Below are 25541 nucleotides of genomic sequence, written 5' to 3'. Positions count from 1 at the left end.
CTACTTTTGATATTCTTGTTTGATTAGATCGGCACATTTTTCGGCGATCATAATGGTAGGAGCATTAGTATTACCACCAATAATTGACGGCATGATCGAAGCATCGACCACTCTTAAACCTTCCATGCCAATGACCTTGAGTTTAGGATCAACCACGGCCATTGAGTCATTAGCATTCCCCATTTTACATGTGCCAACCGGATGATAAATGCTTTCTGCCTGCTCACGGATAAATTGCAAAATGTCATGGTCTGTGTGCTTGTCTTCACCAGGCAACTCTTCACCAGCTGAAAATGAATTAAAGGTTTTACTGGCTAGGATTTGTCGGCCCCTGCGAATACCGGCAAGCATAATCTTTTGATCTAGCGGCTCACTTAAATAGTTGGGATTGATAAGTGGTTGCTGCGTAGGTTCGTTTGAGTCTAGAGTAATTTCTCCACGACTTTTAGGGTATAAAGCGCAAATATGTAAACTATAACCATATCCCCAAGCTAAAGACCGGCCGTGGTTTTTTATCAAGGCTGGTAAAAAGTGATATTGAATATCGGCCATTTTGTTAGCATATTGTGTTTTATCGAAACCGCCCGCTTCGGCAATATTACTTGTAAAAAGTCCTGAGCGTTTACATAGGTATGAAAATACCGATTTAGCGTAACGAGGCAACAATGCTGGCATAACAGCGTAACTATCCCGAACTTTTGCTTTGTGCTGGATAATAATATCTAGGTGGTCTTGCAAATTTTGGCCAACACCCGGTAAATCATGCTCAACCGTTATCTTATGTTGCTCTAGGTGTGTTTTAGGGCCTATACCTGACAACATCAATAGTTGCGGTGAATTTATCGCTCCAGCACTTAATAACACTTCTTTTGTGACATTGAGCTTTATTGATTTACCAGCAAGCGTAACTTTTACGCCTACCGCTTTTTTATTTTGAATCACAATTTTTTCTACTAACGCATTGGTGATGATAGTTAAGTTTTGACGATCTTTAACCGAACTTATATAAGCTTTAGCGGCTGAGCACCGTTGGCCATTTTGTTGAGTGACATGGTAATAACCTAAGCCATTTCGCTCCTGAGCATTAAAATCTTCAATTTTAGTTAGTTCCACTTCACTTGCTGCTTTTACAAAAGCCTCTGATAACACATTGCTATGTCGTAGTTTTTGTACATCTAAATAGCCCTTGGTACCGTGCAAATCTTCTTCATCCAGTTGAAATTTTTCGGACTTTTTAAAATAGGGTAAAACCGATTGCCAATCCCAACCTATTGCCCCTAAATCACGCCAATTGTCATAATCTTCTGGCACGCCCCGTATGTAACACATAGCATTAATCGAGCTAGAGCCACCTAATACTTTACCTCTGGGCCAATACAGTTTCCGATTGTTAAGCTGGGGTTGCGCTTGAGTATGATAATTCCAATTCAATTTTGCAAATCGTGACAACACAGATAAACCGAATGGGATATGTATAAGAGGATTTGTGTCTTTATTGCCCGCTTCTATTAAACACACGTTAAATTGGTTATTTTCAGATAACCGATTAGCCAGTGCACAACCAGCAGAGCCCGCACCAACAATAATAAAATCATACTGTGTTGCAGTAATACGTTTTTTGGTATTTATATTTCTCATAAGACCTAGAACTTAACATCAGCTTATAAAATGAGGCTGTAAACACTATACAAAATTGACGCTATCTGCAAAAATAGCGCCGCTAAAAATATAAGATATAACCTAGGGGAATTATGAAGTATCCACTTATAACATTAAGTTTAGTTATGGCCTTTGCCGCCTGCGACTCAAACCCACCAGAACAAACAACCCAATCACCAAGTGAAACCATGGAAAAATCAAATATTGTGTACCCTGTAACAAAAAAAGGTGACGTAGTAGATAATTATTTTGGCACTAAGGTAGCTGATCCTTATCGTTGGTTAGAAGACGACATGAGTGACGAAACAGCCCAGTGGGTTAAAGAGCAAAACAAAGTCACCTTCGATTATTTAGAAAATATTCCATTTCGCGACAAATTAAAAAATAGATTGGCAGAGTTATTAAACTACGAAAGAGTTAGTGCGCCTTTTAAAGAAGGGGCATATGAGTATTTTTATAAAAATGATGGCTTGCAGAACCAGTCGGTATTATATCGCCAAAAACAAGATGAAAAACCGGTAGTGTTTTTGGACCCCAACACTTTTAGTCAAGATGGAACTACGTCTCTATCAAGTACTTATTTTTCTAACGACGGTAGCCTTTTAACCTACCTTATTTCAGAAGGTGGCAGTGATTGGCGCACGGCTATCACCATTAATACAGAAACCCTTGAAGAAGTGACTAGCCGACTTGAAGACATTAAGTTTTCTGATATTTCTTGGTTTAAAAATAAAGGCTTCTATTATGCGAGTTACGATAAACCCCAAGGTAGTGAACTGTCAGCTAAAACCGACCAGCATAAAATTTATTACCACAAGTTAGGTACTCAGCAAAACGACGACAAACTTATATTTGGCGGCACAGAACAACAAAAATACCGATATGTAGATACCAAAGTCACTAAAGACGATAAATATTTAATAATAGATGCCGCAAAATCAACCGCTGGTAATAAATTATTTATCAAAGATCTCACTAAACCCAATAGTGAATTGGTGACTATTTTAGATAACTTTGATTCAGACACTGAGTTACTTGATTCAGACGGCTCAGATTTATTGTTTGAAACCAACCTAAACGCGCCAAATAAAAAAGTGGTAAAAGTGGATGCAAACAACCCTGCACCAGAAAACTGGCAAGACTTTATCCCTGAAACAGAGAATGTACTTAAAGCCGTCACTGGTGGCGGTTATATATTTGCTCACTATATGATTGACGCGGTTTCTGAAGTTAAACAACTCGATAAAAACGGCAAGTTAGTTAGAACCATTGATTTACCTAGTTTAGGCACCGCCAGTGGTTTCAAAGGCAAAGAAGATCAAGGATCTTTGTATTACAGTTTTACTAATTACAACACACCTAGCACTATCTATAGTTTGTCTACCCAAGATGGTGTATCAACCGAGTACCGCAAATCTAAGGTGAGATTTGCAGCACAAGAGTACGACTCTAAACAAGTTTTTTATAAGTCAAAAGACGGCACTAACATCCCGATGATTTTAACTTTTAAAAAAGGATTAGAGCTCAATGGTAAAAACCCAACCATTTTATATGGTTACGGTGGATTTAACATTAGCCTTCAACCTCGCTTTAGCTCTATTACTGCGGCTTGGTTAGAACAAGGTGGCGTCTATGCCGTAGCTAATTTAAGGGGCGGTGGTGAATATGGTAAAAAATGGCATAAGGCCGGTATTACTCTTAAGAAACAAAACGTGTTTGATGATTTTATTGCCGCTGCTGAATACCTAACCAAAGAAAAATATACATCCAGTGACTACTTAGCTATTCGTGGTGGCTCTAACGGAGGTTTGTTAGCAGGCGCGGTGATGTTGCAGCGTCCTGATTTGTTTAAAGTGGCTTTACCAGCGGTAGGTGTTTTAGATATGTTGCGATACCACACCTTTACCTCAGGTGCTGGTTGGGCATATGACTATGGTACTTCCGAGCAAAATAAAGAAATGTTTGAATATCTGCTAGGTTATTCGCCAGTACATAATGTTAAATCAAATGTAGAGTATCCAGCAACACTAGTGACAACGGGCGATCATGACGACCGCGTAGTGCCAGCCCACTCATTTAAATTTGCAGCAGAGTTACAAGCCAAACATACTGGGCCAAATCCAACCTTGATCCGTATTGAGACAAATGCCGGGCACGGTGCAGGCACACCAATTAGCAAAACTATTGAACAATATGCTGATATTTATGGATTTATCCTCTACAACATGGGATTAGAAGCTAAATAATATTGGCTGTGTTTACTAACTAAAAATGGCACCTATTGGTGCCATTTTTGTTTATTCTAATAACTATTCAAATCTTGATATCTAGTCACTCAGCGAGAGTTTAAAAGGGTTTAATCAAGGCGCATGATTGATAGCTATTTATTAAAAGACAACGAGTTCTCTTTCAAGGTCATGCAACACAGAGTCAACTCTTTTAAAACTCGCCTGAAAGGAATGCCCCAGCGACTTTTGCGCCTATTTTTAAAAAAGGAGCTGGTTCTCGCTATTTGAAAGGGAACAACCATTACTGTGCAGCGACGCCTTAATCAAAATCCGCTGGATGCATTCTGAGTGATCACATATTAAGATGGATTGGTGTAAGCATGTCTCTTAGAGCGCAGAAGTACACCAGCTAGGCCAAATAACAAAATAGATAAGCTAGCTGGTACAGGCACATCTTCAACGTCACGTACTAGAGCCACACCAAAATCTTCTTTATTAAACCAAGGAAAATTAAGTAAATTGATAGGGTCTAAAACATAACCTACGTCTATGGTCCGTTTTCTAAATAAACCAGTCTCATAACTTTCAAATACATTAGCAAGACCATTATTAATAAAATCTGCGCTAAATAAAGCCGCACTGGATTTTCTAGCCCCAGATTGAGTGTCTCCAAATAATGATACAAAATTTATCACATTTGACTCTATTACAGGTGTTGATAAATTCCAGTCAAAACCAAAATCACTAAATAATGAAATCATATCTCTGGAGGAAGCAAGGCGCCATCCAGCAAAACTTCCTATGGCTGAGGCTGCGAATTGGCCCAGGGTTTCATCCCATTGCAGCCATTCTAAAGTACCATCTGACACAATATTGGTGTCTGTATCTAAGGTATATCCGTTATGGGTAATGAACGAAGCGACAGAAACCTGGCTAGCACAAACTAAAATTAAACAGGCAAAAGCTTTCTTAAACATATTTGATTCCCTACTGTTTAAAAAGAAATGAATTAACATTTATTCCCAAGCAAATTTAACGCCAAAATAAAAAATCATAAATTACAATAAAATAGCGTTCAAGAAACAAATAATTAGATTTGAATGTAAAAAAAGCAGACGTTTGACTTATTCTTCTTGTGCCACTTGATTCCACAGGTTTTGATACCCTTCTACTATAAAATAGTTGTAGCCCTCCCAATACAACGGAATTAATTGTTGAGCTTTTTTAGGATCAAATTTATGAGTTAGAGTTTGTCTAATTTGTAGTAATTTTTTGGGGTCTACTCTTTTTAGTTTTTTTCTAGCTGTTTCATAATGCATATTGCGACTGGTTTCAATCACCTCATTTTTTCCGTATTCAGAAAACAGTAAATTTCTGCTCACTAAACGACAATTGGGCTCATCCAATTTGGCTGGATTCAATCCAATCACAATTGCATATTCATAATGATTTAACTCAATACCACGCATATCTTTAGGTAAATATACCACTCCATAGCCCATAGGAAACTTACCCACAATACTAATAAAGGCATTAGCGACTTGGCTACTGATTTTGTTTTTACTGGCTAATTGAGCAATCAATACCGAGGCATTTGGCAGAGTACTTTTTGAAAATTCTCGTTTTGTAGAAAATATTATCGATGAATATATTTGCGGAATACGGATTATCTCACTAGTGCCAACCTTAGTTGAACTGGCATCTTTCACCAAATTTAACTGAAATTGAATACGTTTATTTTCAGCTTCGAGAAAAGCTTTTTTATCTTCTGCTGTGCCTATAATCCCTTGTTGTATACCTAACCCTTCTTGTAAATACTCTAAGGTAAATTTGTTAGTTAACTTAGTCACTTTAACACGTTCATCTTTATCTAAAGTTCGATAACGATCTTGGTCCCCCTGCAAACCTTCGAGTAACACTGTCAGTTTCGGATGTTGTAGGCCAACTTCTTGAAAAATGGCCGCAAACATTATGGGTAATACAATTGATTGAGTAAAACAAACACTATCGGGCTTACCTATTTCATATCTGGTTTGCGGATCATAATATGCAAGTATATGTGCATTTTTAATACCCTTTCCCATTAATAGCTTGTCTAGCAATCTAAGGCTTAATACCGCTCGGTACGAAGGTTTGAGCGATTGGTGCAACTCTGCAAGTCGTTTACCTTCGCCGGGTGAGAATAACAATATGGTAGATAAATACTTAGCACTTTTAAGTTGAGTTTCATCGAAATCGGCCCCTTCAGTTAAAGATAAAATCTTTAAACACACATCAATCGCACTGTGCAACCGAACTAAACGGGCCTTATTTTGGACGAGTTGTTCATTATTTAATTCTTTTTCTAATTTTTCTAATTTTAATAACTTAATCTTAGGCTTAAATTTGAAAAGTGGTGTTGCATCTAACTCTTTTTGTAACGTAGTGACCTGCTCAGTCAGTTCCTGTAATTTACGTTTATTTTCAGGTTCATTTTGAAAGTACTCTTCAGCTTGTTTAAACAGAGATTTTTGCCCTCTGGATTTACCGCTAATGGCTCTTACAACTGAATCTACACCTATGGTGTAGTTAGTGTTAAATTTTTTATCTAACAAATCGAAATCCCATGTTTTCGTAATTTACTAATACTCATTGAACTTGAATTTTTGTTAAAGGTCACAACAAAGCATCAAAGCCTATTCAAAACTTAGTTTTAACTCCTACTTAATCTAAACACATGCATTGACAAAAACAAGGCTAACAATAGTAGCTTACTCATCTTTTATTGTTATCCTGCTTTTTGTCGGTTTTTCAAGGGTCACAAAAGAACTTGGAAGGATCTCAACCCCTACCATTCGCCCTAGCTTAATAGCTATAGGAATAGTTAATGGTGCAAATGGCAACAGGGCAAATACACCTATACCTAAACCTTTAATTACATCAAAAAACTGGGCATTAGCCACACTCATTTCTTCTTCTGTCGCTAGACCCATAGTATATTTTCGATAAATAATCAGCATACTTTTGGTTTCTGCAGACTCTTGTCGAAGTGCCATTTTAACTTTCAGCATTTGCCGTCTAAGCTTTACCTTACCTTTTTTTTTCTTGATCCTAACAACTCTTACAGGACTGGTAAAAATTGACAACCACACTTTCATATTGAGTTAAAAGCTACAAAATACTATTTGAGTCATACACCACTACATTTTTCCATAAATGAGCAGCATCTTTAACAAAAGTTAAGTGAACATCTTCAGTTTGATATTTATCTTGCTCTTCTTTATTGGCAAAGGTTACGATTAAACAATAATCGTAACTACTATCGACAACATCTCTAGGTGATGATGCTTTAGTACCAATATGTTTGCTTTTAACGTATTTAGAAGCGTCAATAAATTTAGTTAAGTGATTTTCAAAAGCCTCACGCTCTTGAGTATTGTCTGGATTATTTAGCCAGAAAAATACCGTATGTACGAAGCCACCCTCTGCTATTTTTTGTTGTTCTGCATTTGCCATAGTCGATACTCCAAAGTAACAAATTAACATTAAAACTAATTTTTTCATCATTCACCTATTTAAACTAAATTTACATTCTAAATTATAAATCGCTCAGCACTATAAACTAACTATCAGAAAATTTAGACAAAATATTTATTTATCTGAAAAAACATAAAAGGAGATAATAAAAATAAAACCATCAAAAAAGCCAACTGAATAGTTGGCTTTAGAATAAATGTTAAAAATGAAGCTGATTAATCAACAATACCTTTAGGTATATCGTCACGTATTTCTTGCCAAATTTTACCACTTTCAATGCCGTAATTACGTAAAGTCATAGCTACTTGTTGATAATCCCCTTTTTCAGCTAAGGATAATAGTTGACTGTAATAACCACGGGTCAAATCACGTGATTTTTGAGTTTTAAAATAATATGCACCAATCCTAGAGTATAACCCTCTAAAACCATTCATCATTAAAATGTAAACTGGGTTACCAGAAGCTACCGCTAAATCATGATGAAGCTGATAGTCGCTGTCTGCAAAATGTTGAGCGTCATCAGGAATGTCACTATATTTATTGAGTTGGTCAATACATTCTTGTTGATTATTACGAATAGCACCACGAATATAAACAGCACTTAAATTAGTTCGGGCCGCTAATAAATGGTCAACCAATTCAGAAATGCCGTCCTCGTCTAGACGCGCTAAGGTTTCTAAAATATTCAAACCTGAAGTTTCCCAGAAGTTATTCACTTTAGTGGGTTTTCCATGTTGAATAGTTAACCAGCCATCGCGGGCCAAGCGCTGTAGCACTTCACGTAAAGTAGTTCGAGTCACACCAATTAACTCTGATAACTCTCGTTCAGCAGGTAATATGGTTCCAGGGGGAAATCTTCCGCTCCAGATAGACTCAACTATATATTCTTCTGCGAATCCAGCAGGGCTTTGGGCCTTGTATATCATCAACAACTCACTTCGTTATAGTTTTTGTTTTAATTTTCGAAACTGATTGTACCAGATGATTTTTGTTGGGAACAACGAAACTTTTCACTTACCGCTATTCCCCCCCGATAAAAGGTAAAATATTTTATTAAATATTTTGTAACTAGGGGATTTTACGAGATTTTTTGTTTACACTGAAGCCCTGTAAAATTTAACAATTATAAAATTTGCAAGGAATATTGCATATGCAGATGTCTTTACCACAAGCCATAGCCGCAAACTTTTTAGGAAAAGCACCTAGTTGGTATAAACAAGCCATTATCGCTTTTCTAATTATTAACCCAATTTTATTTATAGTTAACCCCTACATAGCTGGCTGGGCCTTAGTCTTAGAGTTTATATTTACACTAGCCATGGCGCTTAAGTGTTATCCATTGCAGCCGGGGGGCTTATTGCTGATGGAAGCATTATTTATTGGCATGACCACCCCAGAACACATGAAACATGAAATGGTGGTCAACATAGAAGTTATTCTATTATTAGTGTTCATGGTAGCTGGCATCTACTTTATGAAAGACTTGTTACTCTTTCTTTTTACAAAATTATTATTAAAACTCAAAAATAAAATAGCCCTATCCATAGCTTTTGCTGCTGCTTGTGCATTTCTATCAGCGTTTTTAGATGCCTTAACCGTAGTCGCTGTTATCATAACCGTTGGGCTCGGGTTCTACTCTATTTACCATAAGGTTGCTTCAGGAAAAGACTTTCATGCTGAACACGATCACTCTCAAGACGAAGAAGTACCGCACTTAAGTCGTGATGACTTAGAGAACTTTAGAGCTTTTTTACGTAATTTAATGATGCATGCTGGCGTGGGCACGGCATTAGGTGGTGTAATGACTATGGTAGGCGAACCTCAAAACCTGATCATTGCTGATAAGGCTGGCTGGGACTTTGTAGAGTTTTTCATTCGTATGTCTCCGATCACCATCCCAGTATTTTTTGCTGGCTTAACGACTACCTATGTAGTAGAAAAATTCAAGCTATTTAATTACGGTGCTCAAATACCTCCTGTGGTTCGAGAAATATTAACGGATTATGATAAATACACCACGGCAAACTTAACGATACAAGATAAAGCAAAGCTTGGCGTACAAGCTTTAATTGCATTATGGTTGGTTGTAGGTTTAGCAGGACATTTTGCCGCAGTAGGCCTTATCGGCTTATCAATTATTGTTTTAGCCACCAGTATGAGTGGCGTCATCGACGAACACTCAATAGGTAAAGCCTTTGAAGAAGCCTTACCCTTTACTGCTTTGTTATGTGTGTTCTTTGGTGTGGTAGCGGTGATAATCGACCAAAGCTTATTTACGCCAGTTATCACTTGGGTATTAACCTTTGAGGGCAAAACCCAATTGGTGATGTTCTATTTAGCTAATGGTTTACTGTCTATGGTCAGTGACAATGTATTTGTAGGCTCTGTGTATATTACTGAAGTCACAGCTGCATTAAACAATGGTGCAATTACCCGCGACCAATTCGACATGTTAGCGGTAGCCATTAACACAGGAACCAACTTACCCAGTGTTGCCACTCCAAATGGCCAAGCGGCATTTTTATTCTTATTAACCTCGGCTATTGCACCGTTACTTAGATTATCATATGGCACTATGGTGTATATGGCTTTGCCTTATACAATTGTACTGACACTTGTAGGTTTAGCGGCAACTTACTTGGGATTGTACGAAGCGACAGAATGGTTGTATGACATACACCTGATAGAACACCACACAGTGACATCTGGTGCAGCCACTCCGGCGGCACATTAAGGGGCGCCGGATGTTAGCAAAATTAGTAGAAAAAAAAGCTGCATGGGCACTACTTTTTGGGTCGTGCCTAAGTCTTGAATTAGCTGCACTGTATTTTCAATACGGTATGCAGCTTGCTCCTTGTATCATGTGTATTTACCAAAGAACAGCTGTGATTGGCATCATGTTTTCTGCTATTCCTCCACTTATCTATAATATCATGGTTACCCGATTCATTGCCTATATCACGTGGGGTGTCTCAACTATTTGGGGATTAATTATCGCCATCGAACATGTGGATATTCAAACCGCAGTTAACCCATTTTTTGCCAGTTGTGAATTTGTCCCCAATTTCCCAAGCTGGGCACCATTGCATGAATGGCTACCAGCCATTTTTGAAGCATCTGGTGACTGTGGAGACATAGATTGGCAATTTATGGACATGAGCATGCCACAATGGATGATAGTGGTATTTGCCATCTATAGTGGTATTTTTGGACTAGTGTTATTGACTAGGTTATGGCTAAAGAAAAGGCTGTAATAATAATATTTTGAAAAAGTTGTTCGAAACTACAGTATAAATATGCCTAGTCGCCAATTCTATTCTATGTTCTCGATCCTCTTCATAATCAGCTCATCTAGGAGCTGATTTATGTCCAATATGATAATAAAATTTATTCAGCACTAATCAAAATTCGCCTACTTTACGTATACCGTTAAAAAAGAAAGTCGATATTCGCTTTCTAGTAAAAAACGGATGATCCACATGGCAGCTTTGTACTGGTTTAGAAATGATTTACGTGTTGAAGATAACTCGCTACTCACTGAATTGTCTCAAACCTACACATCACTATATTGCTGCTACATTATTGAACCTCAGGCAAAGAACTCATCGGCCCCGTTTAATACAACAGTGGGTAAACATCGTTGGAGTTTTTTAAAACAATCCTTGCAAGAACTTACCGATACTTTACGCTCAAAAAACATCACGCTATTAGTGTTATACGGTGTGCCTGAAAAGCTCATTCCAATCTTGGTTGATGAGCTATCAATTGATACCTTAGGTTGTGCAAACCAAGTTGGGTATCGAGAGATCCAACGCCTAAAGGCAGTAAAAAAAGCCTTACCTAAGCTAAGAGTTAAAACACAATGGCTGCATACACTGTATGAAAAAAATGTGATTGATAATACAAATGCGCTTGCTGGCAGTTTCTCAAAATTCAGAAAAACACTAGAAAAACATGCTGTAGAATTTAAACAGCTGCCTTCTTTTGTTGATTGGCCCGCCAATGATGCCAAAGATCCAAATACTATTAAAAGTCTTTCACCTTTCTGTTTGCCTGATGATTTTTATGAAACTGATTTAAATACTAAATTACAGACTCAGTCTACTTCATCTGCGCTAATTGTGGGAGGTTGTCATCAGGGGCTTATACATATGCAAAACTATTTTTTGTCTGGTGCTGCAGAACATTACAAACAAACACGTAATGACTTACACGGATTGCACCGCACAACCATGTTTAGCCCTTGGTTAGCCTTAGGTTGCCTAAGCCCTAAACAAGTCTGGCGAGCAATTACTGAGTACGAACATACCAATCAAGCCAATGACTCAACTAAATGGCTTAAATTTGAATTATTGTGGCGTGAATATTTTCAGTGGTTAGCACGACATAACGGCAATGAGTTATTCACATTTAAAGGCTCAGCTAACACCCCACCTAATACCAGCTTTTATTCAGAACGCTTTAAAAAATGGTGCACTGGCAATACCCCATACCCACTCGTTAATGCGTTAATGAATCAACTCAACGAGACAGGCTTTATGTCGAATCGAGGTCGACAAATTGTTGCCAGTTGTTTGGTCAATGAGTTACAACTCGACTGGCGTTATGGTGCTAGCTATTTTGAACAACAACTTATTGATTATGATGTGGCTAGTAATTGGGGAAATTGGCAATATATAGCAGGGGTGGGTGCCGATCCTAGAGGTGGGCGCTGGTTCAACATTGACAAACAAAGTCAATATTATGATGCCGACGGTGAATTTACCAGAAAATGGCAAGGTGATCGGCAATGTTATCCACTAGACTCTGTTGACTTAGTTGATTGGCCGGTAGCAGACAACCATGTCAATTAATCTAGTCTGGTTAAAACGAGATATTCGATTAGCGGATCATCCCCCTTTGCAACAAGCAATAGCCAATAGTGTTGAACAAAAAAAGTCACTCTTAATACTCTATGTGTTTGAAGATATTTTGCTTAATGATCCGCATTACGCGCAAAGACACTGGCGGTTTGTCCATCAATCATTGCTAGATGTGGCCAATCGTATACCCCAAAACGCACTATGGGTAACCCGCGGTGACGCATTACAGATAATGGCAGACATACACAAACACTTTCATATAGAAAACCTATATAGCCACCAAGAAATAGGCCTTGAAAACACCTATCGCAGAGACCAACGAATGGCACTATGGTGCAAGGATAACGCAATACATTGGCATCAAAGCCAAATGGGTGCGGTACAACGTGCACTGCCTAACCGAAAAAATTGGGATAAACATTGGGCAAAAGTAATGCGCTCACCCATCGCTGAAACCAGCTTCGAGCAGGTTTCGCTGATCCAGCAACAAGATAGCCAATGTGTTATTAATCTAAAATGGAGGTGCATTGATAAAGAATGGGCGGTCAATGACGAACAATTTCAACATGGTGGTGAATCGCAAGCAATGGAGGTAACCCATAGCTTTTTTACACAACGCGGAAAACAATATGCTTACAGTTTATCTAGTCCGTCTCTGAGTCGAGAATACTGTTCTAGATTATCGCCGTATTTAGCATGGGGAAATATTAGCATACGTCAAGTATATCAAATTTTACTGGCACATTGGAGCAAGCAAGGATGGCGCCGATCCTTATCAGCATTTAGTTCTCGTCTGCATTGGCACTGCCATTTCATACAAAAATTTGAAAGTGAACATACAATGGAACATGAACCCATTAACAAAGGTTACCAATATTTACCCAGAGATAAATCTGAGTATGGACAAATCAAACTTGCCGCCTGGAAAAGCGGCCATACAGGTTATCCTATGGTAGATGCTTGCATGCGCTGTTTAATCAAAACAGGTTATATAAATTTTAGAATGAGAGCTATGCTAGTGAGCTTTCTTAGCCATCACCTGCAGTTAGATTGGCAATTAGGGGTAAAACACCTCGCCACTTTGTTTCTCGATTTTGAACCGGGCATTCATTACAGTCAATTTCAAATGCAGGCTGGAGTCACAGGAATTAACACTATTAGGGTATACAACCCCATCAAACAATCTCAAGAAAAAGACGCCGACGGTAGATTTATACGAAGATGGATCCCGGAGCTTACTCCTGTTCCGACTCCTATTATTCATGAGCCTTGGTTAATGACTGAAATGGAACAGATGATGTATGAAATACAAATTGGAAAAGACTACCCAGCGCCCATCTGTGATATCAAACAAACAGGAAAGCAAGCAAGAGAATTATTATGGCAGTGGCGAAAAAAATCAGATGTAAAAAAAGAAGCGTCTCGAATTCTAGCTCGTCACGTTAGGCCCAATTAACTGGGCTTAGTAACTATCTTAACCTAATTACAATGCAAAAAAGACAGAGCAAACATAAAGGGAAATCAGCCCTAGCAGAAAAACTCTGCCCGGTATGCCAACGAGCCTTCAGTTGGCGAAAGAAATGGCAACGCGATTGGCAAAATGTCATCTATTGCTCAAAACGTTGTGCCAAAAACAAGATAACTAAGGAGCCAAAACCCTGTGAGTAATAGCCCAAAAACCTTGCGCTTAATTTTAGGTGACCAACTAAACGCTAGTCACCCTTGGTTTAACGATGTATGCGAAAACGACACTTATGTTATCGCTGAACTTCACCAAGAAACTAACTATGTAGGCCATCATATTCAAAAAGTGCAAGCGTTCTTTGCCGCCATGAATGCGTTTGCTATAGCCTTAAAAAATGCCGGTCATCGCGTAATGTATTTAACACTAGATGACACCCACAAATACTCAGACCTGCCAGCACTATTAAGTGAGTTATTAAAAGATGGTATGCAACATTTTGAATACCAACAACCAGATGAATATAGACTTTCCGAGCAATTGGCTAAATTTTGTGAGCAATTGCGGCACCAAAATATTACCTCTGATTGCATTGACTCTTTTCATTTTTATTTGCCACATAATGAATTGGCCGAACACTTTAAAGCTAATACCAGTCATAGGATGGAGTTTTTTTATCGGACTATGCGAAAGCGGTTTAACATACTAGTAGATGAAAATAATAAGCCTGATGGGGGTAAATGGAATTTTGATCAACAAAACCGCAATAAGTTAAAAAAACAAGACATTGTTCATGTACCTGCACCTTTGTTGTTTAGCCATGATGTAAGCGAAATCAATAAGCGCCTTAATCGACACAAAGTCAAAACTATAGGGCATGCTGAGTCACAGTTATTATGGCCTATAAACCGTAAACAAAGTCTGCAATTGCTCGATTATTTTTGTCATCATTTATTACCTTTGTTTGGCACATTTCAAGATGCAATGACCTGCAAGGCTGATGACGCGGTCACCCAAAAACAATGGAGCCTCTATCATTCAAGGTTATCATTTTCTTTAAACAGTAAAATGTTATCGCCAAAACAAGTGGTTGATACTGTGATTAAACATTACCAAATCCATGACAGCGTTAGTATTACTCAAGTTGAAGGTTTTGTGCGGCAAATTTTGGGCTGGCGTGAATTCATTCGCGGTATGTATTGGCTAAATATGCCGCAGTACAAAGACAAAAACGGGCTGGAGGCTACTAATAAACTGCCGTCTTGGTTTTGGGATGGCAATACAAAAATGAATTGTTTACACCACGCTATCAATCAATCCTTGCAATACGGTTATGCACACCATATTCAACGCTTAATGATCACAGGCAATTTTTGCCTAATAACAGGTATTGACCCAGAGCAAGTAGACAACTGGTATTTAGGTATTTATGTTGATGCTATAGAATGGGTCGAGCTTCCCAATACCCGCGGTATGAGCCAATTTGCTGATGGCGGTTTAATTGCTTCAAAAGCTTACGCTGCAAGTGGTAACTATATAAACAAAATGAGTGATTATTGCCAAAGCTGTCACTATAAAGTCAAAGAGAAAGTCTCTGATAACGCTTGCCCAATTAATAGCTTATATTGGCACTTTATGCACAAACATCATCAAGCCTTTAGTACAAACCCACGACAAGCCATGGTCTATAGAAACTGGCAAAAACAATCGAGTGAACAACAACAGCAAATTTTAGACAAAGCAAAATATTATCTAGCGGATTTAGATACCCTTTAACATGCCGTAGTTCATATATACTCAGATGTAATGGATGGCTATCAACGTAGCTCATAAATGAACGCAGTGAATGCTTTTAAAAAACAAAAACTATTTATCACTCCAGATAGCGTATTCATTGCCATTTCTATCACAAAAGTGAAAACGCTTGCCACCTGGAAATTCAAATGTAGGCACTTTTATTTTACCGCCGGCTGCTTCTATATCTTTTTGACTTTGCACTAGATCATCGCTATATAAAACGAGCAAAACACTGCCATTTTCAACCGCTACATAATTTTCCGAAACAAATAAACCGCCATCAATCCCAGCCCCTGTGATGGCAGCGTAGTCATCACCATAATCAACAAATTCCCAACCAAACACCTTTCTGAAAAAGGCTTTACTTGAGGCCATGGCTTTGACTGGGATTTCAATATAATTAATTTTATGATGTTGGCTCATACACCTTCTCCAATGATTATTTTGTTCTTTTACTTTTATCTAAAATTATAGGAATAAATTCTCTAGAGCAACAATTATACTATTCCACCTTAATATGTAGTCACTCAGCGAGAGTTTAAAATAGCTTAAACAAGGCGCATGATTGACAGCTCTTTATTAACAGACAGCTAGTGCTCTTTTAAAACTCGCCTGAAAGGAGTGCCCCAGCGGTTTTTGCGCCCATCTTTTTAAAAAGAGCTGGTTCTCGCTATTTGAAAGGGAACAACCATTACTGCATAGCGACGCCTCAATCAAAGTCCGCTGAATGCACTCTGAGTGATAACATATTAAGATGGAATGGTATTAATAACTCAAAAAAAACGCAAAAAAAAGGCCTACTTTTAAAAATAGGCCTTGTCTGAATTAGTCGTTTTATATCAAATTTCTAGATTAAAATTTAGCGCCAACCCAAACCCATACTTTGTCTGTATCAACTTTAATATCGCCCGCTGAATATGCAGCATATTTGATGCCTGCTGAATAATGTTTACCGTATTTTTTACCGTAAGATATATCTAATTCACTGCCTAAATCATCAACAGTCGCAGACGAACTATCGGCTTCAAAATTATGATAAACCACTGTCCAGCCACCACCTAGCGCTTTACCCGCTATGGTGAAAGATGTATCCACTAAACCTTCGTTTGGTGTACCTAGGAACAAATCAGCCCAACCATTAAATTTATGTAAAGTGGCAAGAGGAGTAGCAAAACCTTTCATACCGTCATCAGAGCCTAATACTTCATAACCAATTTTTGCGGTTACACCAGAAAATACAGCGCCCACTTCTAAATTTAAATAATCAGTACTGAAATCGGTTGTGGCTGTTTCATTACTTTGAGAGGCATATTCTACGGCGTATGTCACTTTAGTATCACCAGCTTTTGTTGCCCCCTTTAAGCTCACACCAAATGTATCAAGCGCATTTTCTGTTCCGTTATCCATTTCAAGTAAATAACCATACCCAGTTAGCATGCCGATGGCAGTTTTATATGATGCGTTAAACAGGTGATCTTTGGCATCAATATCTGCCGCTTCTGCAAAAATACGATTGCGTTGGTCGATATACGCGTATTTAAGGGTTAAGTCTTCACTTACCGAGAATTGTGCACTTAAACCATCAAATGTTTGCCTATCATTTCTCCAACCAACATGACCAATAAAACGGTGCCCATCCATAGTAATGACCTGACGACCTAATTTTGCAGTGAATCCATCACTTTTATATTGAATATACCCTTGATCTAATTCTGTATGTTCAGGATCTGCAATCACCGAATGTTCACCAAGGTTATAACCAGTTGGACCTACAGTATAATCGCCTTGCCCCATGACAATGCGGTTATCTTCCATTTCTATTTTGGCAGAAAATCCATTTACTGAACCTGTTTCGTAAGCTAACAAAGTTCTCAAGGTTAAAGCACTAGCATCACTTGCATCTTGATCAACAGATTCATAACGTAATCTCATGTCTACACTTGCTTTGCCTGAGGTTAACGCTTGGGTAACTGACTCAGCTTGCGCCATTGAAGCGGCAGAAGTACCAATTATGGCTGCTGATAAAGCGATAGTTAATTTTGTTTTTTTAAGTGTTTTCATGTGTTTTTCTCTTAAGTTTTATGGACAATTGCCCAATGTATTTAAATTAAAATTTTTGCTTATTACGGTTTTTTTAACTAAGCGACATCAGTTTCTTTGGTATTTTTATCTTGTACTTTTTTAGCTTTGTGCTCTGAAACCGACTCTACTTTGCGTTGTTTTTCGTATAAGAATTTCAACACTTCTGAACGATAGTGGTTGTATTTAGGATCGTCTGCCAAGGCAATTCGATTTCGTGGACGTTCTAATTCAATAGGTAATATTTCACCGATAGTAGCCTCAGGACCATTGGTCATCATCACAATCCTATCTGACAACAACACAGCTTCATCTACGTCATGTGTAATCATGATCACTGTATTACCTAACTCTGCATGGATTTCCATCACCGAATCTTGCAAATGAGCACGAGTTAACGCATCCAAAGCACCAAAAGGCTCATCCATTAACAAAACTTTAGGCTCCATAGCTAACGCTCGTGCAATACCCACTCGTTGTTTCATACCACCTGAAATTTCAGCCGGTAACTTGTCGGCAGCATGGCTCATATGAACTAGTTCAAGGTTATGTTCTACCCATTCTTTTATTTCTTTTTTAGAGCGACCTTTTTGCGTTTGTTTAACCGCTAGTTCAACGTTTTTATAGGCGCTTAACCAAGGTAATAAAGAATGGTTTTGAAACACAACCGCTCTTTCTGGACCCGGTTCATTCACTTCTTTACTATCTAAAATGACACCACCCGTTGTCGCTTGATATAAACCAGCCACAATATTAAGCACAGTCGATTTACCGCACCCGGAGTGCCCTATAAGTGAAATAAACTCGCCTTTTTTAATTTTTAAATTCACATTCTGTAGAGCAGTAAAGGGGCCTTTAGGTGTCGGAAAATCGATACCTACTTGGGTTAGCTCTAAATGTGGTGTATTTTTCATTTGATTATCTTTCATAATGTTACCTGTATAAGGTTACCTGCTATTTTTCAGCTATGGTTTATTGGGCTGTTATAAACTCGTTACTTTTAACGGGTTTCTTTAAAGGCTCTATTTAAAAGCTATCTCTAAAAATTCTCTTTAAAAGCTTTCATTAACGTTTTTTCTAACGTAAAACTGCGTTTTTATCCCAACTGACTTTTCTTTGAATTACCAACATCACTCTGTCTAAAATGAATCCAATTAACCCTATGGTTAATACAGCGACCATAATACGAGCCAAAGATTCTGAGCTACCGTTTTGGAATTCATCCCACACAAACTTGCCTAACCCTGGGTTTTGCGCCAGCATTTCTGCCGCAATTAACACCATCCAACCTATGCCAAGGGACAATCTCAGACCGGTAAAAATAGCGGGGATAGAAGAAGGTAAAACTATGGTTGTAACATGTGACAAAGCGTTAAGACGTAACACCTTACTCACGTTTAGTAAGTCTTTATCAATGCTAGACACGCCTACAGCTGTGTTAATCAAGGTTGGCCATAAACAACATAAAGCCACAGTTACCGCTGAGGTAATAAATGATTTAGAAAACATAGGATCAGAACTGACATAAACGGCACTGACCACCATAGTCACCAAAGGCAACCAAGCTAAGGGTGACACGGGTTTAAATAATTGAATAAGTGGGTTGATAGCTGTGTAAGCATTTTTACTTAAACCACAAACAATCCCCAAAGGAATAGCAATCAATGATGCAACAATAAAGCCGACCATAACCGTATATAAACTGGTCCAAATTTGTTGGAAAAACGTGGGGGCGCCAGTAAAGGCTCTTATTTTCGGTTGATAACTTGGATCTTTCGCCACACGGGCGGCATTACGGATTTCTTGACGTTCATAAAACTTATCCGCTTTATCCATTTGTGCGTTATGTTCATCAACTAACGTGGTGGTCTGCTCCCAAACGGCTGCTGGTCCTGGGAATTGACCTAAAGAGGTATCAATATTCTTAGCCATTAAAGACCATAACCCCAAAAACACTACTATCCCAACTATTGGCAAAGCTGCAGCACCTAATAATTGGCCAATGTTAGGCCACTGAAAGCCTTTAACTTGATGAATAATAGTAGGTATAGCATTTTGTTTAATCATGTTTGTACTCCAATTTAAGTGGCGACTCATAGTTATTGATATGAGCCCCACTTAAGGCTTTCACCTATCTTTTGTTAAAGTTTACTGTCGTTTTTAAGACCAATCGCAAACTTATCTAGGTAAGCATTCGGTTGGCTACCGTCATATACAATATTGTCAATAAAGTGTTTTTGTGGTGATTTAAAGCCAGTCTCTGAAGCAAACTCTGGGAATTCACTTGCTTTAGCTTTACCTTCAGCAATCAAAGATTTAGCTGCTTGAGCATAGATATCTGGACGATAAACTTGCTTAGCTATGTCTTTGTACCAAGAGTCAGACTTAGGCTCTGAAATTTGTCCCCAACGACGCATTTGGGTTAAATACCAAATAGCGTCACTGTAAAACGGGTAAGTCGCGTTATAACGGAAGAATACGTTGAAATCAGGTACATCACGTTTGTCACCTTTTTCGTATTCAAAGGTACCCGTCATACTGTTGGCAATTACTTCATAATCGGCCCCCACATATTGGCTTTTGGCTAGGATTTTCACTGCTTCTGGACGGTTAGCATTGTTATTTTCGTCCAACCACATAGCAGCGCGGATCATAGCTTTAACCACACGAATGTGAGTATTAGGGTTTTTCTCAGCCCAGGTTTTGCTCACACCAAATACTTTTTCAGGGTTGTCTTTCCAAATTTCGTAATCGGTAACCACTGGCACACCAATGCCTTTAAATACAGCTTGTTGGTTCCATGGTTCACCTACACAGTAACCGTAGATAGTGCCGGCTTCCATAGTGGCTGGCATTTGTGGAGGAGGGGTAACTGATAACAAGGCTTCAGCACTGATTTGGCCACTAGTATCACCTTTGTGCGGTGCGTAATATCCAGGGTGAATACCACCTGCAGCTAACCAATAACGTAATTCATAGTTGTGAGTAGACACAGGAAAAACCATGCCCATCTTAAACGGTTTGCCTTTACTCTTATAATCGTCAACTACAGGTTTAAGAGCATCGGCTTTAATTGGATGAACTGGCTTACCACCTTCATGAGGAACGTGTTTTTTCATTTGTGCCCAAATGTCATTGGAAACAGTAATCGCATTACCATTCAAATCCATACTAAAGGCAGTAATAATGTCAGCCTTGGTACCGTAACCAATTGTGGCGCCTAATGGTTGCCCCGCTAACATGTGTGCACCATCTAACTGGCCATCAATGACACGATCTAATAATACTTTCCAATTTGCTTGTGCTTCTAACGTGACATATAACCCTTCTTCTTCGAAAAAGCCTTTTTCATAAGCTACGGCCAAAGGCGCCATATCAGTCAGTTTGATAAAGCCAAATTTGAGTTCTTCTTTTTCTGCGTAACCTATTTCTTCTGCAGATACGTTGGCACTTATAAAAGCACTGGTAATTACTGCCGACACCATTCCAACACGGAGCGTTTTAACAGCGTGTTTTAATGTGTTCATTAATTTATTGTTAGCCATTCCCAACTCCGAAATTTAAGTAAAAAAAAACCCACAAAGATTCCTATCTGGATTCTTTGTGGGCTACATTGCCTAACTGTAAAGTCCCATCAGCGGAACATTACAGAATATGTTTAAGCACTGAAGACGCAAAAGGCGTCTTAAAATTTTTGAGAGCACCTACTTCAATAAAATAGACACATCACACTCGAACTAGGTAGTGCATCAAGGATGCCAACTTTTAATATTCATATTTTTCAACAACTTAAATAAAAAAATAAAAAGCACTATCAAACTTAAAAAACCAAAGCTGTGCAAAGGTGCACAAATGCAGTGCTACTTTTGTTATAGCTTATTATCTTCCAACAATAATTTAACAATCGAAATGAGGTAACAAATAGCGGTAATTATTTAGTTAGTTTTTATACATTTACAGAAAAACAAGACACGGATTCGGTATACTGTTATTTGCTCAGTCTTGAGATAATTATCAAATTAGTCAGTTAAAAAGTCAGCGCGACACGCAAATAAATGCTATCAATCGTGACAAATAGAGATCTAAGATCAATGAAAAAAATATTAATCAATATATTCAGTCCTATTTTAAACATTTTCGAAAATGCTAACCCCTCACCTAATTATAAAAAGTCTCATAGAACAGCATTAGTAATACTTGGTGGGATATTCATATTTTTATCATGCGTGTCAGCCACCGCAGCTATTTATGCAGGAGTTGGGTTTGGAGCTGCTATTCCCATTATCGTATTCTTTAGTGTGGGCTTAGTTGCGTTAGTAGTAGGTAGTCTTGGTTCGAATCAAGCTGTATCAAAAATATGGGGCACTAAATAACCTGAGCTCAATAGATAACCTGATTCTTAAGTATGCCCAAAGCTATTAAATCACTTGCGCTATTAATAGTCCTATCAGTACAAGTTGGATCACGCATATTCCTTGATACACTAATATTGGGTTACGTTTTATCAAAGGTTGTTTAGCATTAGCACTTAACATGTTTTGATTGGGTTTAGATAGATCCATGATTAACTCAGAAAACGCTTCGTGTCGATATTTTGGGTTGGGTTGTAGCGCCTTTTGTAAGGTCAGATCTAACCATTGAGGTAAATCTGTTCTGAATTTGGTTAAACTTTGATAGTGCCACTCATCAAAACCACTTGGAATATAATCTTGATATTTAAACGCCTTGAAGGGTAATTGGCCGGTTAACATCTCGTAAATGACGACTCCAACTGAGAACAAATCACTTTGATGATCACTGTTGTGAGTCAATAAATATTCAGGGGCAATATAGTGTACAGATCCCACTGCGATATCTTCATTAGGTAATGATTTAGTTTCAGCTAATGCATTAACCAATACTGTTCCAAAATCGATTAATTTCACTTCACCATGGTGATTTATCATCACGTTTTCAGGCTTTACATCTCGATGCACCATGTCTTTTCTTTGCAAGACCCTAAGCGCGTCAATCAAATGACTAACGATCACACGAACTTGATCTAAAGAAGGTTTAGGATTATCCACCATCCATTGACGTAAGGTTTGGCCTTCTATGTATTCACACACGTGGTACATAAATTTTGCTTTATCTGGACGTTTAAAGACCCCCATTACATTATGATGTTTGATATGCTGGCCTATCCACTCTTCGCGCAAAAAACCACCTAAATAAATGGGGTCGTCAGCAAAATGTTGTGACGGGGTTTTTAAACCGTAAACCTTACCATCTTCTTCATTAATGACTTTATACAAGCTACTACGGGTACCGTTAAAAACGGTTTTTACCACACGGTACCCTTCTAACTTCATGCCCACCTCTAAAGCAGGAGGCATAGCCAGTCGAGTTAATTGACGGTAGTGCTCATCTAAACTGGCTTGTGCAATCTGGGCCACGTGAACTAACAAACAGGTTAGGTTATCGTCGCTACCTGCCTCGAGCGCAGCATCAACAATATTTTTAGCTCTTTGTTCATAACTAAAGCTATTATCTTGAATAAATGAGAGTAACTTTTTAGGCGGTAAAAATTCATGTACACCGTCTGTAGTAAACACGTATATATCGTCTTTTTCTAATTCAACTGATTTAAAATCCACGTCTAGATGAGGCCCAATACCTACCGCTCGGGTGAGTACATTATTGCCACCTTGGCGGGATACGTGATCCACAGTTAGTTGCTCGAAATCTTGACCTTGTACCCGACTGATTCGACTATCACCAGTATGCACAATAAAACCAGACGCAGACTTAAACACCATACCGCTAAAAGTTGTGACCATTTGACTATGACCACCATGTTCGTAATCATGTTGGCCATGACACCAGCGGTTTAACCCCTGTAACACTTTACTTACGGCACGTTTTACCGTCCAGGTTTGTGGCGTTTGATAATAGTCTTGAATGAAATTGCTAACGCAAGTATTTGATGCCTCACGAGCACGAGTACAAACACTCACCCCATCAGCTATGGTCGCCACTGCCCCTTTAGATTCTAGAGAATGGTCATTTGGAAGATAAGCGGCGAAGGCATCTTGATTCTCGTCCTTCACCCCTTGGCTGGAAAAACCGCCGAATGTTAACTTTAGTTTTTCCAATTTTAAAATCCTGTACTTACTTAGGTAATAACTACCTACTCACTAGGTAACGTCAATTAACTCAACACTACCATCTTCACGTACTTCAGTCATAGTCCCTGACGGCTCTTTCATAAACAATAATGCAGTAAAACCAAGTATCGCTGTGCCTGCAATGACCAAGAAGAATGTAGAAGTATCAACCAATGAATAAACCGTAAGATAAACCACAGCACCTACATTACCATAAGCCCCTGTCATGCCGGCAATTTGTCCTGTTAATCGACGTTTAATTAGTGGTACCGCAGCAAATACAGCACCTTCTCCTGATTGAACAAAAAACGAACAAGCCATAACAGCCACTACTGCTAACCAAATTGGCCAACTTGAATCGATTAAACTCAGCGAGAAATACCCCACGGCTAAACCGGCAGTTAAAATTAACAAGGTTTTCTTACGACCAAACTTATCAGAGATTAACCCGCCACCTGGGCGCGACATCAAGTTCATAAACGCATACATACCAGCTAACAAACCCGCTGTGGCCATGCTCAGCTCAAAGGTTTCAGCAAAAAATGCCGGTAACATTGAAATCACAGCTAATTCAGAACCAAATGTTGCAAAGTATAAGATGTTTAATACTGCAACTTGTTTAAATGGATAACGATGTGCTTCAGGCACTGGCGTGACAAAAATATCTTTGTTTACTTTATAAGTTGAATATGAATCATAAATATATAAAACAGCTAATCCAACGTATACCATTAACGCAATTGTTTCACTGTAAAGCGCCACACCTTGTGGAGATAGCTTCCAATTTAATAGGGCTAAAGCCAAATACATAGGGGTTTTCATCACTAACAATAAATAAAAGTCACCCACACTCGTGACTTCCATACCGCCTAAATTTTTAGGACGAAAATAAGTTGAGCCTTTAGGAGTATCGTTAGTATTTTTGTAATAAATAACACTAAACAATAAACTCATTAGGCCAGTGATGCCCACGGCGTAACGCCATCCATCTTCGCCACCAAACATAAGAGCTAAGGTGGGTAAAGTAAAAGCAGCTGCGGCTGAACCAAAGTTCCCCCAACCACCATAAACGCCTTCTGCGGTACCTAACTCTTTAGGTGGAAACCACTCGCTAACCATTCTGATCCCAACAACAAAACCAGCACCGATACAACCTAAAGCAAAACGGGCAATAAGTAACTGGGTGAAACTGTCGGCTAAAGCGAAAGCAAAACAAGGAATAGAACAAATAGCTAATAAGCTTGAGTACACGACACGAGGGCCGTACTTGTCGGTTAAAGCTCCAATAATGACTCTGGCTGGAATAGTTAAGGCCACGTTGATAATTAAAAGGGTTTTCCATTCACTAAGCGTTAAACCAACACCATCCACGATAGCGCCTTTAAGTGGGGCCATATTGAACCACACCATAAAGGTTATAAAAAAGGCCATCCAAGAAAGATGAAGGGTTTTCATTTTGCCGGTAAAAGACAGCAAATTAAATTTTTCAGCGCTCATGTTAAATATACTCATTTCGAAAACGTTGGGATTAAACACCTATATAGATATACATTTATTGATATATATAAGTTTCAGATCCACACTTTAGTGCGGTTTGGTATGTCAACACAGTTTTGTGTGCCACTGCACAGTTCACTAATTTGACGCATCACCAAACTGCACCCAAGCACTAATAATGCCAATAAATTTTACCAATACTTTCAATGAGTTAAAAATAACAAATGAGATAATGATGATTTCACCACCTCAAAACAGGGCAGAATGCACAACAATAACGCAAAGAGACGTCTAG

At 38.5% G+C, this 25541-nt stretch carries 21 protein-coding genes; 8 read left to right on the top strand and 13 right to left on the bottom strand.

Annotated elements, in window-relative coordinates; genetic code table 11:
* A complete protein-coding gene (locus L0668_RS00805; protein ID WP_235310159.1) occupies nucleotides 1–1638 on the bottom strand; it encodes a GMC family oxidoreductase in 1638 nt (545 codons plus the stop codon).
* A gap of 113 nt (nucleotides 1639–1751) precedes the next feature.
* On the opposite strand from L0668_RS00805, the gene L0668_RS00800 reads away from it, so the two are divergent.
* On the top strand, nucleotides 1752–3905 hold the full coding sequence (locus tag L0668_RS00800; protein WP_235310158.1) for a prolyl oligopeptidase family serine peptidase: 2154 nt from the start codon (nucleotides 1752–1754) through the stop codon (nucleotides 3903–3905).
* Between the two features lie 341 nt (nucleotides 3906–4246).
* Here L0668_RS00800 and L0668_RS00795 read toward each other — a convergent pair whose 3' ends face one another.
* From L0668_RS00795 to fadR, 5 genes are all read right to left on the bottom strand, one after another.
* A complete protein-coding gene (locus tag L0668_RS00795) occupies nucleotides 4247–4864 on the bottom strand; it encodes a hypothetical protein (RefSeq protein ID WP_235310157.1) in 618 nt (205 codons plus the stop codon).
* A 147-nt stretch (nucleotides 4865–5011) separates the two neighbouring features.
* Complete coding sequence (locus L0668_RS00790; RefSeq protein ID WP_235310156.1) at nucleotides 5012–6481, bottom strand: hypothetical protein; 1470 nt, start codon at nucleotides 6479–6481, stop codon at nucleotides 5012–5014.
* Between the two features lie 156 nt (nucleotides 6482–6637).
* Entirely contained in the window at nucleotides 6638–7024 is a 387-nt protein-coding gene (locus L0668_RS00785) for a hypothetical protein (RefSeq protein WP_235310155.1), read from the bottom strand.
* A 13-nt stretch (nucleotides 7025–7037) separates the two neighbouring features.
* Nucleotides 7038–7430, bottom strand: a complete 393-nt coding sequence (locus L0668_RS00780; RefSeq protein WP_235310154.1) for a Dabb family protein — start codon at nucleotides 7428–7430, stop codon at nucleotides 7038–7040.
* 188 nt (nucleotides 7431–7618) lie between these two features.
* Nucleotides 7619–8329: a fatty acid metabolism transcriptional regulator FadR gene (gene fadR, locus L0668_RS00775; protein WP_235310153.1), complete on the bottom strand. Its 711-nt coding sequence runs from the start codon at nucleotides 8327–8329 to the stop codon at nucleotides 7619–7621.
* A 224-nt stretch (nucleotides 8330–8553) separates the two neighbouring features.
* On the opposite strand from fadR, the gene nhaB reads away from it, so the two are divergent.
* The 6 genes from nhaB to L0668_RS00745 all read left to right on the top strand — a co-directional run bounded on the left by nhaB (nucleotide 8554) and on the right by L0668_RS00745 (nucleotide 15503).
* Nucleotides 8554–10137 (top strand): sodium/proton antiporter NhaB, encoded by a 1584-nt coding sequence (gene nhaB / locus L0668_RS00770; RefSeq protein WP_235310152.1) that lies wholly within the window; start codon nucleotides 8554–8556, stop codon nucleotides 10135–10137.
* Nucleotides 10138–10147: 10 nt separating this feature from the next.
* Nucleotides 10148–10657: a disulfide bond formation protein DsbB gene (gene dsbB / locus L0668_RS00765; RefSeq protein WP_235310151.1), complete on the top strand. Its 510-nt coding sequence runs from the start codon at nucleotides 10148–10150 to the stop codon at nucleotides 10655–10657.
* A gap of 225 nt (nucleotides 10658–10882) precedes the next feature.
* The gene (locus tag L0668_RS00760; RefSeq protein WP_235310150.1) at nucleotides 10883–12256 is read left to right on the top strand and encodes a DASH family cryptochrome; all 1374 of its coding nucleotides are present in this window, start codon (nucleotides 10883–10885) and stop codon (nucleotides 12254–12256) included.
* The gene (locus L0668_RS00755) at nucleotides 12246–13721 is read left to right on the top strand and encodes a cryptochrome/deoxyribodipyrimidine photo-lyase family protein (RefSeq protein ID WP_235310149.1); all 1476 of its coding nucleotides are present in this window, start codon (nucleotides 12246–12248) and stop codon (nucleotides 13719–13721) included. The genes L0668_RS00760 and L0668_RS00755 overlap by 11 nt, the downstream gene beginning before the upstream one ends.
* A 32-nt stretch (nucleotides 13722–13753) precedes the next feature.
* A complete protein-coding gene (locus tag L0668_RS00750; protein ID WP_235310148.1) occupies nucleotides 13754–13933 on the top strand; it encodes a DUF2256 domain-containing protein in 180 nt (59 codons plus the stop codon).
* Entirely contained in the window at nucleotides 13926–15503 is a 1578-nt protein-coding gene (locus tag L0668_RS00745) for a cryptochrome/photolyase family protein (protein ID WP_235310147.1), read from the top strand. Before L0668_RS00750 ends, L0668_RS00745 begins: the two co-directional genes overlap by 8 nt.
* 90 nt (nucleotides 15504–15593) lie before the next feature.
* Here L0668_RS00745 and L0668_RS00740 read toward each other — a convergent pair whose 3' ends face one another.
* The 5 genes from L0668_RS00740 to L0668_RS00720 all read right to left on the bottom strand — a co-directional run bounded on the left by L0668_RS00740 (nucleotide 15594) and on the right by L0668_RS00720 (nucleotide 21088).
* A complete protein-coding gene (locus tag L0668_RS00740; protein ID WP_235310146.1) occupies nucleotides 15594–15947 on the bottom strand; it encodes a VOC family protein in 354 nt (117 codons plus the stop codon).
* Between the two features lie 429 nt (nucleotides 15948–16376).
* Entirely contained in the window at nucleotides 16377–17585 is a 1209-nt protein-coding gene (locus L0668_RS00735) for an alginate export family protein (protein ID WP_235310145.1), read from the bottom strand.
* Nucleotides 17586–17662: 77 nt separating this feature from the next.
* Nucleotides 17663–18517: an ABC transporter ATP-binding protein gene (locus L0668_RS00730; protein WP_235310675.1), complete on the bottom strand. Its 855-nt coding sequence runs from the start codon at nucleotides 18515–18517 to the stop codon at nucleotides 17663–17665.
* A 163-nt stretch (nucleotides 18518–18680) separates the two neighbouring features.
* Nucleotides 18681–19670, bottom strand: a complete 990-nt coding sequence (locus tag L0668_RS00725; RefSeq protein WP_235310144.1) for an ABC transporter permease — start codon at nucleotides 19668–19670, stop codon at nucleotides 18681–18683.
* A gap of 74 nt (nucleotides 19671–19744) precedes the next feature.
* Nucleotides 19745–21088 (bottom strand): CmpA/NrtA family ABC transporter substrate-binding protein, encoded by a 1344-nt coding sequence (locus L0668_RS00720; protein ID WP_370659881.1) that lies wholly within the window; start codon nucleotides 21086–21088, stop codon nucleotides 19745–19747.
* Nucleotides 21089–21694: 606 nt separating this feature from the next.
* Here L0668_RS00720 and L0668_RS00715 point away from each other — a divergent pair.
* Nucleotides 21695–21976 (top strand): hypothetical protein, encoded by a 282-nt coding sequence (locus L0668_RS00715; protein WP_235310142.1) that lies wholly within the window; start codon nucleotides 21695–21697, stop codon nucleotides 21974–21976.
* A 45-nt stretch (nucleotides 21977–22021) separates the two neighbouring features.
* Here L0668_RS00715 and L0668_RS00710 read toward each other — a convergent pair whose 3' ends face one another.
* Nucleotides 22022–23737, bottom strand: a complete 1716-nt coding sequence (locus L0668_RS00710) for a bifunctional protein-serine/threonine kinase/phosphatase (protein ID WP_235310141.1) — start codon at nucleotides 23735–23737, stop codon at nucleotides 22022–22024.
* 42 nt (nucleotides 23738–23779) lie between these two features.
* Nucleotides 23780–25246 (bottom strand): NarK family nitrate/nitrite MFS transporter, encoded by a 1467-nt coding sequence (locus L0668_RS00705; RefSeq protein WP_235310674.1) that lies wholly within the window; start codon nucleotides 25244–25246, stop codon nucleotides 23780–23782.
* Nucleotides 25247–25541 lie beyond the last annotated feature (295 nt).

The sequence above is a fragment of the Paraglaciecola algarum genome (assembly GCF_021532655.1).
GTDB lineage: Bacteria > Pseudomonadota > Gammaproteobacteria > Enterobacterales > Alteromonadaceae > Paraglaciecola > Paraglaciecola algarum.
The sequence above is the reverse complement of the archived record's forward strand: the minus strand, read 5'-3'. Positions and strand labels throughout refer to the sequence as shown.

Excerpts from the sequence above, each read along its gene's own strand:
- L0668_RS00715 (WP_235310142.1), top strand. The coding sequence starts at position 21,695 with ATGAAAAAAATATTAATCAATATATTCAGTCCTATTTTAAACATTTTC.
- L0668_RS00805 (WP_235310159.1), bottom strand. The coding sequence starts at position 1,638 with ATGAGAAATATAAATACCAAAAAACGTATTACTGCAACACAGTATGAT.
- L0668_RS00785 (WP_235310155.1), bottom strand. The coding sequence starts at position 7,024 with ATGAAAGTGTGGTTGTCAATTTTTACCAGTCCTGTAAGAGTTGTTAGG.
- L0668_RS00760 (WP_235310150.1), top strand. The coding sequence starts at position 10,883 with ATGGCAGCTTTGTACTGGTTTAGAAATGATTTACGTGTTGAAGATAAC.
- L0668_RS00740 (WP_235310146.1), bottom strand. The coding sequence starts at position 15,947 with ATGAGCCAACATCATAAAATTAATTATATTGAAATCCCAGTCAAAGCC.
- L0668_RS00720 (WP_370659881.1), bottom strand. The coding sequence starts at position 21,088 with ATGGTGTCGGCAGTAATTACCAGTGCTTTTATAAGTGCCAACGTATCT.
- L0668_RS00730 (WP_235310675.1), bottom strand. The coding sequence starts at position 18,517 with ATGAAAAATACACCACATTTAGAGCTAACCCAAGTAGGTATCGATTTT.
- L0668_RS00800 (WP_235310158.1), top strand. The coding sequence starts at position 1,752 with ATGAAGTATCCACTTATAACATTAAGTTTAGTTATGGCCTTTGCCGCC.
- L0668_RS00725 (WP_235310144.1), bottom strand. The coding sequence starts at position 19,670 with ATGATTAAACAAAATGCTATACCTACTATTATTCATCAAGTTAAAGGC.
- dsbB (WP_235310151.1), top strand. The coding sequence starts at position 10,148 with ATGTTAGCAAAATTAGTAGAAAAAAAAGCTGCATGGGCACTACTTTTT.
- fadR (WP_235310153.1), bottom strand. The coding sequence starts at position 8,329 with ATGATATACAAGGCCCAAAGCCCTGCTGGATTCGCAGAAGAATATATA.
- L0668_RS00755 (WP_235310149.1), top strand. The coding sequence starts at position 12,246 with ATGTCAATTAATCTAGTCTGGTTAAAACGAGATATTCGATTAGCGGAT.
- L0668_RS00750 (WP_235310148.1), top strand. The coding sequence starts at position 13,754 with ATGCAAAAAAGACAGAGCAAACATAAAGGGAAATCAGCCCTAGCAGAA.
- L0668_RS00705 (WP_235310674.1), bottom strand. The coding sequence starts at position 25,246 with ATGAGCGCTGAAAAATTTAATTTGCTGTCTTTTACCGGCAAAATGAAA.
- L0668_RS00735 (WP_235310145.1), bottom strand. The coding sequence starts at position 17,585 with ATGAAAACACTTAAAAAAACAAAATTAACTATCGCTTTATCAGCAGCC.
- L0668_RS00795 (WP_235310157.1), bottom strand. The coding sequence starts at position 4,864 with ATGTTTAAGAAAGCTTTTGCCTGTTTAATTTTAGTTTGTGCTAGCCAG.
- nhaB (WP_235310152.1), top strand. The coding sequence starts at position 8,554 with ATGCAGATGTCTTTACCACAAGCCATAGCCGCAAACTTTTTAGGAAAA.
- L0668_RS00780 (WP_235310154.1), bottom strand. The coding sequence starts at position 7,430 with ATGAAAAAATTAGTTTTAATGTTAATTTGTTACTTTGGAGTATCGACT.